Genomic DNA, 12,890 nt, shown 5'->3' on the forward strand with positions numbered 1-12,890 from the left:
GCGGTCCTCGCCCCGCCCCCCGCCTCCGCCTCCGCAGGCGTTCGGCATGGGCCCCGGATGGGCCCCGCCTCCGCCGCCCGGAGGCCGGCGGGCGCCACGGCGGCCGCAGGGCAGCGCGGTCCGGGCACGAGGACGCTCGTCGCGCTCGCGGTGGTGATCGCACTGCTCGCCTCGACGCTCGGCAGCGTCGGCACCTACCTCCTGACCCGGCCGAGCGGCTCGGGCGTGGACCCGTCCTACCGGATTCCCGCGGTCTCCGGCGGCTCCACCTCCCGGCCGCCGGAGTCGGTCGCGGGCGTGGCGTCCAAGGTGCTGCCCAGCGTGGTCTCCCTGGCCGTCGAGGCCGGCGGCGGCGCGGGCACCGGCTCGGGCTTCCTGATCAAGGGCGGCTACGTGGTGACCAACAACCACGTGGTCGCGGCCGCGGCGGGCGGCGGGCAGATCCAGATCCAGTTCAACAACCGCAAGTCCACCGCGGCCAGGATCGTCGGCCGCGACCCGGAGTCCGACCTGGCCGTGGTCAAGCCGGACGACACCTTCGGCATGCCGGAGATCACCCTCGGCGACTCCGACAACGTGGTGGTGGGTGACCCGGTGATCGCGATCGGCTCCCCTCTCGGCCTGACCGGCACGGTCACCACCGGCATCGTCAGCTCGCTCAACCGGCCGGTCCAGGCGGGGGAGGAGAACAGCTCCGACACCACCTGGTTCAGCGCCATCCAGACCGACGCCGCCATCAACCCCGGCAACTCCGGAGGCCCGCTGGTCAACGCGCGCGGCGAGGTGATCGGCGTCAACTCGGCGATCGCCACCCTCGGCAGGCAGGTCGGCGGTCAGAGCGGCAGCATCGGCCTGGGCTTCGCGATCCCGGTCAACCACGCCCGCCGGGTCGCCGAGGAACTGGTCACCACCGGTTCCGCCAGCAAGTCGCGGATCGGCGTGCTCATCGACCAGGCCTACCAGGGCACCGGGGTGCGGATCAGGAGCGAGGCGCAGGACGGCCAGGCGCCGGTCACGCCGGGCGGCGCGGCGGACAAGGCGGGCCTCAAGCCCGGCGACGTGATCCTGGAGGTCAACGGCCTCACGTTGCAGGACGGTAACGAGCTGATCGCGCTGGTCCGGGGCAGGGCTCCCGGTGACAAGCTGGAGGTCAGGTTCCAGCGCGGCGGTCAGGAGAAGACGGCCGTCGTGACCGTGCAGGCCGATCGCGACGCACCCACGCCACGGCCTTCCTGACCGGCGTTCCGCGGGAGCGCCCTCGCGGTCGGGGGCATTAGTCTGGAAGCGCTCCGGGACCCGTCCCGGAGCGCTGACCTTAAGGGATGGCCGATGAACCCGTGCTCGAGAAGGGTCGCGTTCGCCGGGCGTCCCCTCGCGCTGAGCCGCTAGGAGATCGCCGTGTTCGGACTCGGGTGGTTTGAGGTCGCCGCACTGGTGGTCATCGCCCTGCTCGTCTTCGGGCCGGAGAAGCTCCCCCAGGCCGCCGCGCAGGCGGGCCGGACGCTGCGCAACCTGCGGCGGATGGCCAACAACGCCAAGGACGACCTCCAGGCGGGGCTGGGGCCGGAGTTCGCCGACTTCGACCCGGCGGACCTCAACCCGAAGAACTTCGTCCGCAAGCACCTGACGGCCGACCTCGAGGACGACTGGAACGGCGCCGCGTCCGCCGCGGCGCTCACCACGCCCGCCTACACCCCGTCGTCGTACGCGGCCGAGGCGGCCGGAGAACTCGGCTACGGAGAGATCCCGCCGTACGACTCCGAGGCCACCTGAGGCCCGCCGGACCGCGCAGCGTGAGAAGGGGGCGCACCTGAGGCCCGCCGGGCACCTGAGGTCCACCGGACCGCGCGCGGCGTGAGACGGGGGCGCAAGAACCAAGAACGGGGAACGCGCCGGGAAGCCGCCCTGATGAGGGGCGCCTCCCGGCGCGTTCCGTGCTCCGTGCCCCCGGAGGTTCCGGCTACAGGAGAGGTTCCGTGCTCCAGGACCCGGGCTGCGGACGCCCGCTCAGCGGCCCCGGGTGGGGGAGATGCCGAGCTGGAGGCCCTTGAGGCTGGTGGACTTCTTGCTCAGACCCGCGGCGATGCGGTGCAGCTCGGCCGCGGCGGGGGCGTCCGGGTCGGTGAGCACGAGGGGCTTGCCCTCGTCGCCGCCCTCGCGCAGCCGCATGTCGATCGGGACCTGACCGAGCAGCGGCACCCGGGCGCCGAGCGTGCGGGTCAGCGCGTCGGCCACGGACTGGCCGCCGCCTTCACCGAAGACCGAGATCCGCTCGTCGCAGTGCGGGCACGGCAGCCAGGACATGTTCTCGATGACGCCGGCGATCTGCTGGTGGGTCTGCGCGGCGATCGACCCGGCCCGCTCGGCCACCTCGGCGGCGGCCTGCTGCGGGGTGGTCACCACGAGGATCTCGGCGGACGGCATGCGCTGCGCCACCGAGATCGCGATGTCGCCGGTGCCCGGCGGCAGGTCCATCAGCAGGACGTCGAGGTCGCCCCAGTAGACGTCGGCGAGGAACTGGTGCAGCGCCCGGTCCAGCATCGGCCCGCGCCACACCACCGGGGTGTTGCCCTCCGGCTTGAACATGCCGACCGAGATGACCTTGATGTCATGCGCCACCGGCGGCATGATCATGTCCTCGACCTTGGTGGGCCGCTCGGAGACGCCCAGCATGCGGGGCACGCTGTGGCCGTAGATGTCGGCGTCCACCACGCCGACCTTGAGCCCGTTGGAGGCCATGGCGGCGGCGAGGTTCACCGTGACGGAGGACTTGCCGACGCCGCCCTTGCCGGAGGCGACGGCGAAGACGCGGGTCAGGGAGCCGGGCTTGGCGAAGGGGATCTCCTTCTCCGGTCCCTTGTCGCCGCGCAGCTTGGTCTGCAGCGCCTTGCGCTGCTCGGTGCTCATGACGTCCATCTCGACCTGGACGCCGGTCACCCCGTCGACGCGCGAGACCGCGGCGGTGACGTCGCGGGTGATGGTGTCCTTCATGGGACAGCCCGACACCGTGAGGAAGATGCCGACGCGCACCACCCCTTCGGGGGAGATGTCGACGCTCTTGACCATGTCGAGCTCGGTGATCGGCCGACGGATCTCAGGGTCGTTGACGGTCGCGAGAGCGGCCGTCACGAGTTCCGGGGTAGGTGCCATCGAAGTGTGGGCACGAGACCGCCACCGGTGAGGGCGACGGGGGATGCCGTCCCTCCTTGTCTGTGTGTCGTCCGGGCGTTCCGCGGGCGGGTCCATCGTATGAACCCAGGAGGTGTGCGAAGAATTCCGGGTGCTCGGTGCCGCGAAGGCGTCTTTGACGTCCTGTTACCCGCCGGGACGGGGTCCAGGGGCGCCTCATCGCGCGATCCGGACAATTCGCTATGTAGATGCGTGTGCAACGTTCTAAGGTTACTGCGTGACCCTGACGGCGGGCGAGTCAAGAGATGCCATCGGCTCGGAGGAGCTGGAGGTCTGGCGCATGCTCCAGCGGGCCCAGGTGCGGATCACCCGGCTGCTGGAGGCGGACCTGATGGTCGCGCACGACCTGGCGCTGGCCTCCTACGACGTGCTCAACCAACTGGCGGAGTCGCCCGGCCGGCGGCTGCGGATGAACGACCTGGCCGAACGGGTGCTGCTCTCGCGCAGCGGCCTGACCCGGCTCATCGACCGGCTCCAGCGCGACGGCCTGGTGGAGCGGGAGGCCTGCACCAGCGACGCGCGGGGGCTGTTCGCGGTGCTGACCGAGGCCGGCGCCGACCGGCTGGCCGAGGCGACCCCGACCTACCTGCGCGGCATCCGCAGCCGCTTCCTGGACGTGCTCGACGAGGGCGAGCTGCGCCAGTGCGCGGCCATGCTGAACAAGCTGTTCCCGGAGCCCGCCGGGTAGCGGGCCGGGCCCACCGCCGGTGACGCCCGGCCGGACCTTCGGCGGAGGCTCCCCCGGCCGGGAGGCGGCGCGGTGGTCAGCGGGGGTTCTTCGACCGAGCCGGGAGGCGGCGCGGTGGTCAGCGGGGGTTCTTCGACCGGGCCGGGACCGGTTCGTACGGCCCGCGCGGCTCGCGGAGCTCCTCGGCCAGGTGCTGGAGCTCCGAGCGCAGGTAGTCGCGGGTGGCCACCTCGCCGAGCGCGATGCGCAGCGCGGCGATCTCCCGGGTCAGGTACTCGACGTCGGCCTGGTTGCGCTCGGCGGCCCTGCGGTCGTGCTCGTTCTGGACCCGGTCCCGGTCGTCCTGCCGGTTCTGCGCGAGCAGGATCAGCGGGGCGGCGTAGGAGGCCTGGAGCGAGAGCATGAGCGTCAGGAAGATGAACGGGAAGGGGTCGAAGCGCAGGCCCTCCGGGGCGAAGACGTTCCACAGGATCCAGACCGCGACGAACACCGTCATGTAGACGATGAAGCGCGCGGTGCCGAGGAAGCGGGCGATCTGCTCCGACAGCCGCCCGAACGCCTCCGGGTCGTAGTGCGGGCGCAGGCGCAGGCCCAGCTCGCGGGGCTGGTCGAGCCGTTCGGTCACAGGTTCCCTCCGCTGTCCTCGTCTTCCCGCCAGTCGCCGGGAAGCAGGTGGTCGAGCACGTCGTCCACGGTGACCGCGCCGACCAGCCGTCCCGCGTCGTCCACCACGGGCACCGCCACCAGGTCGTAGGTGGCCAGGTAGGACGTCACCTGTCTCAGGGTGAGTTCCGGCCTGATCGGGTCGAGCGAGTCGTCCATGATCGTGCCGAGCAGGGTGGAGGGGGGCTCGCGCAGCAGCCGCTGGAAGTGGACCAGGCCGAGGAACCTGCCGGTCGGCGTCTCGACGGGCGGGCGGGTCACGTAGACCTGCGTGGCCACGGCCGGGATGTGGTCCCGCTGCCGGATGACCGCCAGGGCCTCGGCGACGGCGGCGGTCGGGGGCAGGATCAGCGGCTCGGACGTCATGATGCCGCCGGCGGTGTTCTCGGGGTAGACCAGCAGCCGCCGGACCGGGGCGGCCTCCTCGGGCTCCATCAGCGCCATCAGCGCCTCGGCCTGCTCGGGGGAGAGGTCCTGGAGCAGGTCGGCGGCGTCGTCGGGCCGCATCTCCTCCAGCACGTCGGCGGCCCGCTCCGGGTGCAGCCGGCTCAGGATGCCGATCTGGTCGCGCTCGGGGAGCTCCTCGAGCACGTCGGCCAGCCGTACGTCGTCCAGGGCCGCGGCGACCTCGACCCGCCGCTTGTCGGACAGGGTGTGCAGGGCGCTGGCCAGGTCGGCCGCGCGCATGGTCTCGAAGGCGGCCAGCAGGCTCGCCGCGCCCTGGTCCTTCTGCACCGCGCTGAAGCCCTTGACCTCGCGCCAGTCCACGACCCTGCTGGCGCCGCGCCGCCGCAGGCCGAGCGTCCCGCCGCTCCTGGCCAGGGCGACCTTGGTGACCAGCCACTCGGAGGTGCGGGTCTTCTCCATGGCCAGGTCGAGCACCGTCATGCGCTCGCCGTCGACCTCCACGGCCAGGTCGAGCATCTCACCGATGACCAGGGTCTCGGAGGCCCGCTGCTCGAACCTGCGCATGTTGAGCCGGCCGCTGAAGACCAGAGCCCCCGCCTCGACGGTGAGCACGCGGGTGATCGGGAGGAAGACCCGGCGGCGCGGCTGCATCTCCACCACGAGGCCGTGCACGTGAGGCGGGGCGGATCCGGCGACGGTCACCACCACGTCCCGCACCCGGCCGATCTGGTCCCCGGCCGGGTCGAAGACGGGCGTGCCGGCGAGCCGGGCGATGAAGATCCTCACATTCGAAGCGTAGGCGGTGGCCCGGGACAGGGGGCCGAGGCACGCTCACATGCCGGACATTTCTTGCCCTGACCTCTCCGGCGTGACAGCATCAAAGCTCGCAAACGGTAATTACACGGATGGTGTCACATGAGGCGTGCCGGCCTGCTGATCGCGTTCGCTTCCTCCTGGTGCTTCGCGTTCTCCGGACCGATGGCCAAGTACCTCGGCGGCGGCGGGCTGGCCCCGCTGGAGTCCGTCTGGGTGCGGATGGCCGGGGCGGGGCTGCTGCTCGTCGGCATCCTGGCCGCGGTCAGGCCCCGCGCGCTGCGCATCCCGCGCGCCCGGCTGCCGTTCTTCGGCGCCTACGCGGTGGTCGCGGTGGCGGGCGTGCAGGCGCTGTACTTCGCGGCGATCACCCGGCTGCCGGTGGGCGTCACCCTGCTGATCGAGTTCACCGCGCCGGTGTTCGTCGTGCTCTGGGTGCGCTTCGTCCGCCGGGTACGGCTGCCCCGGGCGGCCTTCACCGGGGCCGTGGTCGCCGTGGCGGGGCTCGGCGTCGTGGTGGAGGTCTGGTCGGGGCTGAGCCTGGACCCGTTCGGGCTGCTGCTGGCCTTCGGCGCCGCGGCGTGCTGCGCCGGGTACTTCCTGCTCAGCGACGGCTTCGGCGACGACGTCGACCCGCTCGGCCTGATCGCCTGGGGCCTGGTCGGCGCGGCGGTCGTGCTCGTCCCGGTCTCCCGGCCGTGGGACATCCCGTGGCGGGCGTTCGGCGAGGCCGTCTCACCGTCGCCGGACGCCCCGTCCTGCCGGTGGCGGCGGCGGCGCTCTGGATGATCGTGGTCGCCACGGTCGCCGCCTACATCCTCGGCGTCACCGCGGTGCGCCGCCTGTCGGCCGCGGTCGGCTCCACGGTCGCCTCGCTGGAGGTCATCGCCGGAGCGGTGGTCGCCTGGATCCTGCTCGGCGAGGCGCTGGGCGCCTTCCAGATCCTCGGCGGCCTCATCGTCCTGACGGGCGCCTACCTCGCCCAGCGGGCCACCGCCGAGCTGCCGGCCCGGGTAGGCGAGGTCGGGGAGCCGGTCACCGCGGCGTGAGCCGTACGGCCCGCGACAGGGAAGCGGTCCCCGCGGAGGCGGGCCGTACGCGACCGGGGACCGGTCACCGGGGCGTGAGCCGTACCACCTGGGACTCGGCGGCCCAGCGGGCCGTCAGGCCCGCGCCGTCGGCGGCGTTGAGCCGGTCCTTGGCCAGCGCGGCCACCGCGTCGGCTGCCTCGGCCTGGTCCACCACCTTCACCGAGGCGTCGAAGACGACCAGCCGCGCGCCGTTGTCCTTGCTCCGCAGCGTCACCTGGACCCGGTCGGCCCCGGTCAGCCCGGGCAGCGACTGCTCACCACCGCCGGTGACCAGATAGATCGCGCCGTCGTGCCAGGTGTGCCAGGCCAGCCGGGGCCGGTCCAGCGAGAGCCACAGCACGCCCGACTTCTTCGCGCCCTCCTCGATCACACTCATGAAAAGAATGTACGGCCCGCGCCCTTGCGAGCCCCGGGCGCGGGCCGTACACGATCGGGGCGGATCAGCGGCGGGCGAGCTTCCACGCGGCGGGGAGCAGCCCGGCCGCGACGGCGATCTTGATCGCGTCGCCGACCAGGAAGGGGATCACGCCGGCGGCGAGCGCGTCGCCCAGGCCCAGGCCCAGGGTGGTCATGAGGACCGGGAGGCCGAAGGCGTAGATCGTCAGGTTGCCGAGGACCATCGTGCCGACCGTGCGGGCGGCCGTGCGGTCGCCGCCGCGCTCGGCGAGCCTGCCGACCAGGGCGGCGGCGGCGATGAAGCCCAGCACGTAGCCGAAGGTGGGGCCGCCGAAGCCGGAGGCGCCGCCCGCGAACCACGGCACGCCCGCGATGCCGACGAGCATGTACAGGGCCATGCTCAGCGCCGCTCGGTTCATGCCCAGGGCCGCGCCGACCAGCACGACGGCGAAGGTCTGGCCGGTGACCGGGACCGGCCACATCGGGAAGGCGAGCTGGGCGGCCAGGCCGGTGAGGGCGGCGCCGCCCACGACGAGCGCGGCGTCGCGGACCCGGGAACCCGGGATGAGGTCGGACAGTACGGCGGGCTGAGCCACCGGAGAAGCGTTTGCCATCGTTTCGTCTCCCTTTGCCGAAGCGTGCTCCCCATTATTCGGACATCCGGCCCGTGGTCCGCTCAAGGGGTGCGCCAAGAAACAGGGGCCGGAGTTTGTGCGAGCGCGACAGCGCCCCCGTCCGCGAAATCTGCCGGGGCGCCCGCTACGGTGTGGCCATGCGCTCCCGACGTTCGTGCCTGGCGGTCCCCGGCAGCAGCCCCCGGTTCCTGGAGAAGGCGCAGGGCCTGGCCGTCGACGAGGTCTTCCTCGACCTGGAGGACTCCGTCGCGCCGCTGGCCAAGGAGGAGGCGCGCGGGAACATCGTGGCCGCGCTGCGCGAGGGCGACTGGTCGGGCCGGGTCCGGGTGGTCCGGGTCAACGACCTGTCCACGCAGTGGACCTACCGGGACGTGATCGAGATCGTCGAGGGCGCCGGGGCGTTCCTCGACTGCCTGATGCTGCCCAAGGTAGAGGACGCCGGGCAGGTGGCCTGGCTGGACACCCTGCTGACCCAGATCGAGAGGGCGAACGGACTGCCGGTCGGCCGGATCGGCATCGAGGCGCAGATCGAGAGCGCCCGCGGCCTGGTCAACGTGGACGCCATCGCCGCCGCCTCGCCCCGCCTGGAGACGCTGGTCTTCGGCCCCGCCGACTTCATGGCCTCGATCAACATGCGGACGCTGGTCGTCGGCGAGCAGCCCCCGGGCTACACCGAGGGCGACGCCTACCACTACATCCTGATGCGCATCCTGATGGCCGCCCGCGCGCACGACCTGCAGGCGATCGACGGGCCCTACCTCGCGATCAAGGACCTGGACGGCTACCGGCGGGTGGCCGCGCGCTCGGCGGCCCTCGGCTTCGACGGCAAGTGGGTGCTCCACCCGACGCAGATCGAGGCGGCCAACGAGGTCTTCTCGCCGTCCCAGGAGGACTACGACCGCGCCGAGCTCATCCTCGACGCGTACGAGTACTACACGACGGTGGAGCGGCGCGGCGCGGTCATGCTGGGCGACGAGATGATCGACGAGGCGTCCCGGAAGATGGCGCTGGTGGTGGCGGCCAAGGGCCGCGCGGCAGGGCTGCCGCGCACCACCGCCTTCACCCCGCCCACGCCTTCACCCCGCCCACGGCTTGACCCCGCCAGCGGCCTGGCCCCGCCTGTGGCCTGACCCCGAGGACGGCGGAGCACCACGGCGGCCCGCACCCCGCCTACAGCTTGACCCCGATCGTGGTGAAGAACCACAGCGACGAGGTCACCCAGAGGCCGGCCAGCGCGGTGAACGCCAGCCCGCCGAGCAGCGGGAGGGTCCAGCCGGGCAGCCCGCGCTTGGGCAGGGCCAGCATCTTCGCGGTGAACACGCCGTAGAAGAAGCAGCCCAGCAGCGAGTGGACCAGCACGCGGGCCACGTCGAACTGGGCGCCCAGCGCGTACAGGCAGTGGAAGGCCACCGGGATCGTCAGCAGGAAGGCGACCCGCCCCGACCAGCGGTGCAGGGCGCCGATCCACGGCACGTCCAGTCTGATCCGGCCCCACATCACCAGCGCGGAGAAGACCTGGACCCCGGCGAGCAGGAACGCGCCGGTGGTGAGCCAGGACTTCATGGCCAGCGGACCGGAGAACCCGGCGGGGCCGACCGCGAAGCCGGTGGGCGTGTGGGCGCGCCCGTAGACGCCGAGCGCGACCGCGACCAGTCCGCCGACGAGGAGCGGGACGAGCAGCGGGGCGAGGTTCTGCCGGGGCGGGACCCGCAGGGCCTGCGTGTCGTCCGCGGTGCCGTGCTCGGTGCCGTTCGCCGAGGTGTCGCTCATGAGAACTCTCCGATGAACTCGTCGACGTCCTTGGGGTCGACCTGCTCGCCGTCGACGGTCGCGTTCTCCCCGGGCTCGGGGATGGCGACGTCGGCGGGCGCGCCGTCGACCAGGGTCAGGCCGACGCGGGTGCCGTCGGCCAGGTAGATCCATCCGGCCCGGACCTTCGCGCCGCGGACGATCGCGCTGGCCCGGTAGAGGCCGGACGGCTTCTTGACCGTCGGCGCGGTGAAGTCCCACTCCTTCGAGTCGAACTCCAGCTTCCCGGCGGCCTTGCCGCCGCCGATCGCGGCGGTGAGGGAGGCTCCCTCGGGCCCGGTCAGGACGACCTTGCCGTCGGCGGCCTTCCCCTTGAGCCAGGCCTCGACCCTGCCGTCGCAGAAGTAGCCGACGGCCTTGCCGTTGCGGATGGAGACGGCGATGAGCCCGCCGTTGCCCCGGACCCGGCCCGCGTAGTCGGCCTTGGCGGGGACGGGCTTGGCGGTCTTGGACGGCGCGGGCGCGGCCGAGGCCTCCGAGGTGGCTTCGGCCACCGCGGCCGGCTCGCCCGGCGCGCCGGCGTTCTGGGCCGCCGGTGAGGCGGCGGCGCTGAGCACGCCGAGCGCGACGGTCGTCGCCGCGCCGGCCGCCAGCGTGAGTACGGGCCCCAGCCGTTTCATGTTCGCTCCCTGGGGTCGGGGTTTCCTGCCCTCATGAAAGCTCCCACCGGTCGCGGTGTCTGTGAAGTAATGCGCATTGGGGCGGAGAGGAGAGATTCCCGTGCTCCCCGAGAGCGGTTGAAATCGGATTCGCTATTTCTGGCGGTGACGAATCCGGCGCTGGACCGATAAATCTCGCTAGAGAGGTCTCGCCAAGAGGGCTCCGGCGTGTTGGTCTGGATGGGGCGCGGCCCGCCGGGACCGCGCGACGGTGAGAGGTGATGTTTCAGTGGGACGGGGTTCGAACCGTTGGAGTTCCAGTGCGTTTGAGTGCGTTCGAGTCGATTCCCGTGAGTGGCCCGGTGGCCTGGGCGAGCGGGCATGACGGGCCGACGGCGCTCCGGATCGGATGACCGTCGCTCTGCGCTCTCCGGCCGGTCCGCGCCGAACCGAGGGGACCACACCGTCTCTTTGACAGTGTGTGACAATGCGATTACTGTCGCTCGTGTGTTCGATCAGGGGCGGGCCGGTACGGCCGTGCAGGCGCGGGAGGTGAGTCGTGGGTGAGCTGCGGTCGATCGCTGACCCGTTCACCGTGCCCGGTCCGGCCGGGGTGGCGATCCGTGACCGGCTGCGCCTGTCGGAGGCGGATGCGGCGGTGCTGGCCGAGGTCGGCGCGTTCCTCGGTGCGCTGGCCTCCCGCGACCTGAAAACCCGCTGCGCCGCCGGACGCGAGCACGACACCGCCGCGTGGGCGGCGCGTAAGCGGGAACTCACCGTGGCCTCCTCAGCCCGGTGGGCCGGGTCCATCACCAAGGCGACCAACGACCAGTGGGCGCTGGCGCGGCGGGCGCAGCTCGACCATCTGCAGAAGCTGGAGGCGGGCATCGCGGTGCTGCGCCACCGCCTGTCCCAGCCTCTCGGCGCTCCCGGCACCAAGCGCGCGCCGGGCGGCTACCGCTCGAAGGCCGAGCGGCACGCCAAACAGCGCCGCCTGCACCTGCTGGAAGCCCGGTGTTCGGCGGTGCGGTGGGACTGGGAGGCGGGCCGGGTCCGGGTCTGCCGGGGCGGCAAGCGCCTGGCCACCACCCGCCACCACCTGGAGCAGGCCGACCTGACCGAGGAGAAGTGGCGGGAACGTTGGCGGGCGGCGCGGCTGTTCCTGTCCGCGGACGGCGAGTCGGGCAAGCGGTTCGGCAACGAGACCATCCGCCTGTCCCCCGACGGCGAGATCAGTATCCGGCTGCCGTCGGCGCTGGCGCACCTGGCCAATGCCCCGCACGGCCGCTACGTGCTCTCCTGCACGGTGCGTTTCGCGCACCGCGGTGCCGAGTGGGCCGACCGCATCACTGCCGATAAGGCGGTCGCCTACACCATCGGCTATGACGCGGTGCGGGGCCGGTGGTATGCGACCGCGTCCTGGCAGCGCCCACCCGCCCCCGTCCTGCCGGTGGAGGCGGCGCTGGCGGGCGGCTGCCTCGGCGTGGACGCCAACAACGACCACCTGGCCGCCTGGCGGCTGGATGCGCACGGCAACCCGGTTGGCGCGCCGCGCCGCTTCGCCTACGACCTGTCCGGCAGCGCGCAGCATCGGGACGCGCAGGTGCGTCACGCGCTGAGCGGGCTGCTGCACTGGGCCCGGCAGTGCGGCGTGAAGGCGATCGCGATCGAGGACCTCGACTTCATGAACGACAAGACGCGGGAGAAGCACGGGCGGCGCAAGCGCTTCCGGAACCTGATCTCCCGCTTCCCGACCGCGAAGCTGCGCAACCGGCTGGTGGCGATGGCGGCCGAGCAGGACGTGGCGGTGGTGGCGGTCGATCCCGCCTACACCAGCCGGTGGGGAGCCGAGCATTGGCAGCGGCCGATGAGCGCCCCCCGCCGCCGGGTCACCCGGCACGAGGCGGCGGGCATCGCGATCGCACGGCGCGCTCTGGGGCACGCGATCCGGCGTCGGACGACCCGCCCCCCTGGTGACCGGAGTGATCACCAGGGGCTTCGGGACGTCCAGGCCGGAGAGCACGCCCCGGAGCGCGGGCAGGGGACCCGCCCACCTGATCCGGATCGGCCCCGTGGAGGGCCGCCGCCGGGCGGGACGTGAACGCGAGGACCCAGCGTGTCCAGGACCGTTCGGGACGCGCCGGTGGGTCGGGATTCACTCCCGCTCACTGAAAAGGAACGGTAGTAGTAGGGTCGCGTGCGATTTGCCGTTTCCATAAGGGATTGCGGTCGGGCGTTGGAGACGACTGGAACGGTCCGGAATCAGTGGATCCGGATATGTAGGCTTCCTTCGAGGAGGTGCTGAGCGTGGCCTCGGGCCCTCACGACCCGCGCTCGCGAGAACGGCCGGCGCACGACGACGGCACATCCGGCCGAACGGCGCACGAAGCGGAGTCCCAGGAGCCGCAGGAGTCTCAAGGCACCTACGGATCCCACGGGTCCCAGGAGTCCCCGGTCCCCCAGTCCCCGCCGACGATCCAGCACTTCCCCCCCCGGCCCCTCCGACGGCCGGCCGCGCGGTCTCCCGCTCTCCTCCCCCTGGGTGGCGCCGCCCTTCGCCGCTCCCGCGCCGGAGGACGCCCGGTCCCCCTGCCCCGCC

General features: G+C 72.5%; 14 protein-coding genes. 7 read left to right on the plus strand and 7 right to left on the minus strand.

Going from position 1 to position 12,890, the window contains the following annotated elements; all coding sequences use genetic code 11:
• Positions 1 to 1,236: S1C family serine protease (locus ACWJ6R_RS17975; RefSeq protein ID WP_449063322.1), on the plus strand; the 1,236-nt coding region annotated here is incomplete at its 5' end.
• Positions 1,237 to 1,398: 162 nt separating this feature from the next.
• Positions 1,399 to 1,773 carry a sec-independent translocase gene (locus ACWJ6R_RS17980; protein ID WP_449063323.1) on the plus strand — a complete coding sequence of 125 codons (375 nt, stop codon included), beginning with the start codon at positions 1,399 to 1,401 and terminating at the stop codon, positions 1,771 to 1,773.
• A gap of 234 nt (positions 1,774 to 2,007) precedes the next feature.
• Here the strand turns inward: ACWJ6R_RS17980 and ACWJ6R_RS17985 are convergent, their stop codons facing one another.
• A complete protein-coding gene (locus tag ACWJ6R_RS17985) occupies positions 2,008 to 3,150 on the minus strand; it encodes an Mrp/NBP35 family ATP-binding protein (protein WP_449063324.1) in 1,143 nt (380 codons plus the stop codon).
• Positions 3,151 to 3,406: 256 nt separating this feature from the next.
• Between ACWJ6R_RS17985 and ACWJ6R_RS17990 the strand changes: the two genes are divergently transcribed.
• Positions 3,407 to 3,877 (plus strand): MarR family winged helix-turn-helix transcriptional regulator, encoded by a 471-nt coding sequence (locus ACWJ6R_RS17990; protein WP_449063325.1) that lies wholly within the window; start codon positions 3,407 to 3,409, stop codon positions 3,875 to 3,877.
• 118 nt (positions 3,878 to 3,995) lie between these two features.
• On the opposite strand, the gene ACWJ6R_RS17995 is transcribed toward ACWJ6R_RS17990, so the two are convergent.
• Together ACWJ6R_RS17995 and ACWJ6R_RS18000 are read right to left on the minus strand one after the other, a co-directional pair.
• On the minus strand, positions 3,996 to 4,502 hold the full coding sequence (locus ACWJ6R_RS17995) for a DUF1003 domain-containing protein (RefSeq protein ID WP_449063326.1): 507 nt from the start codon (positions 4,500 to 4,502) through the stop codon (positions 3,996 to 3,998).
• The gene (locus ACWJ6R_RS18000; protein ID WP_449063327.1) at positions 4,499 to 5,734 is read right to left on the minus strand and encodes a magnesium transporter MgtE N-terminal domain-containing protein; all 1,236 of its coding nucleotides are present in this window, start codon (positions 5,732 to 5,734) and stop codon (positions 4,499 to 4,501) included. The genes ACWJ6R_RS17995 and ACWJ6R_RS18000 overlap by 4 nt, the downstream gene beginning before the upstream one ends.
• 129 nt (positions 5,735 to 5,863) lie before the next feature.
• On the opposite strand from ACWJ6R_RS18000, the gene ACWJ6R_RS18005 reads away from it, so the two are divergent.
• Together ACWJ6R_RS18005 and ACWJ6R_RS18010 are read left to right on the plus strand one after the other, a co-directional pair.
• On the plus strand, positions 5,864 to 6,550 hold the full coding sequence (locus ACWJ6R_RS18005; protein ID WP_449063328.1) for an EamA family transporter: 687 nt from the start codon (positions 5,864 to 5,866) through the stop codon (positions 6,548 to 6,550).
• Positions 6,526 to 6,810: an EamA family transporter gene (locus tag ACWJ6R_RS18010; protein WP_449063329.1), complete on the plus strand. Its 285-nt coding sequence runs from the start codon at positions 6,526 to 6,528 to the stop codon at positions 6,808 to 6,810. Before ACWJ6R_RS18005 ends, ACWJ6R_RS18010 begins: the two co-directional genes overlap by 25 nt.
• A 64-nt stretch (positions 6,811 to 6,874) precedes the next feature.
• Here ACWJ6R_RS18010 and ACWJ6R_RS18015 read toward each other — a convergent pair whose 3' ends face one another.
• Positions 6,875 to 7,228, minus strand: a complete 354-nt coding sequence (locus ACWJ6R_RS18015) for a hypothetical protein (protein WP_449063330.1) — start codon at positions 7,226 to 7,228, stop codon at positions 6,875 to 6,877.
• Between the two features lie 64 nt (positions 7,229 to 7,292).
• Complete coding sequence (locus tag ACWJ6R_RS18020) at positions 7,293 to 7,862, minus strand: biotin transporter BioY (RefSeq protein ID WP_449063331.1); 570 nt, start codon at positions 7,860 to 7,862, stop codon at positions 7,293 to 7,295.
• A 158-nt stretch (positions 7,863 to 8,020) separates the two neighbouring features.
• Here ACWJ6R_RS18020 and ACWJ6R_RS18025 point away from each other — a divergent pair, with 158 nt between their 5' ends.
• The gene (locus ACWJ6R_RS18025; protein WP_449063332.1) at positions 8,021 to 9,013 is read left to right on the plus strand and encodes an HpcH/HpaI aldolase/citrate lyase family protein; all 993 of its coding nucleotides are present in this window, start codon (positions 8,021 to 8,023) and stop codon (positions 9,011 to 9,013) included.
• Between the two features lie 40 nt (positions 9,014 to 9,053).
• On the opposite strand, the gene ACWJ6R_RS18030 is transcribed toward ACWJ6R_RS18025, so the two are convergent.
• Positions 9,054 to 9,653, minus strand: a complete 600-nt coding sequence (locus tag ACWJ6R_RS18030; RefSeq protein WP_449063333.1) for a DUF6529 family protein — start codon at positions 9,651 to 9,653, stop codon at positions 9,054 to 9,056.
• A complete protein-coding gene (locus ACWJ6R_RS18035; RefSeq protein WP_449063334.1) occupies positions 9,650 to 10,312 on the minus strand; it encodes a hypothetical protein in 663 nt (220 codons plus the stop codon). Before ACWJ6R_RS18035 ends, ACWJ6R_RS18030 begins: the two co-directional genes overlap by 4 nt.
• 538 nt (positions 10,313 to 10,850) lie before the next feature.
• On the opposite strand from ACWJ6R_RS18035, the gene ACWJ6R_RS18040 reads away from it, so the two are divergent.
• Positions 10,851 to 12,392 (plus strand): IS200/IS605 family accessory protein TnpB-related protein, encoded by a 1,542-nt coding sequence (locus ACWJ6R_RS18040; protein ID WP_449063335.1) that lies wholly within the window; start codon positions 10,851 to 10,853, stop codon positions 12,390 to 12,392.
• Positions 12,393 to 12,890: the final 498 nt, after the last annotated feature.

This window comes from Planomonospora algeriensis (assembly GCF_977012225.1).

Bases quoted from the DNA above. Each gene is read 5' to 3' on its own strand.
- ACWJ6R_RS18015 (WP_449063330.1), bottom strand. From the start codon at position 7,228: ATGAGTGTGATCGAGGAGGGCGCGAAGAAGTCGGGCGTGCTGTGGCTC.
- ACWJ6R_RS18030 (WP_449063333.1), bottom strand. From the start codon at position 9,653: ATGAGCGACACCTCGGCGAACGGCACCGAGCACGGCACCGCGGACGAC.
- ACWJ6R_RS18020 (WP_449063331.1), bottom strand. From the start codon at position 7,862: ATGGCAAACGCTTCTCCGGTGGCTCAGCCCGCCGTACTGTCCGACCTC.
- ACWJ6R_RS17985 (WP_449063324.1), bottom strand. From the start codon at position 3,150: ATGGCACCTACCCCGGAACTCGTGACGGCCGCTCTCGCGACCGTCAAC.
- ACWJ6R_RS18025 (WP_449063332.1), top strand. From the start codon at position 8,021: ATGCGCTCCCGACGTTCGTGCCTGGCGGTCCCCGGCAGCAGCCCCCGG.
- ACWJ6R_RS18035 (WP_449063334.1), bottom strand. From the start codon at position 10,312: ATGAAACGGCTGGGGCCCGTACTCACGCTGGCGGCCGGCGCGGCGACG.
- ACWJ6R_RS18005 (WP_449063328.1), top strand. From the start codon at position 5,864: ATGAGGCGTGCCGGCCTGCTGATCGCGTTCGCTTCCTCCTGGTGCTTC.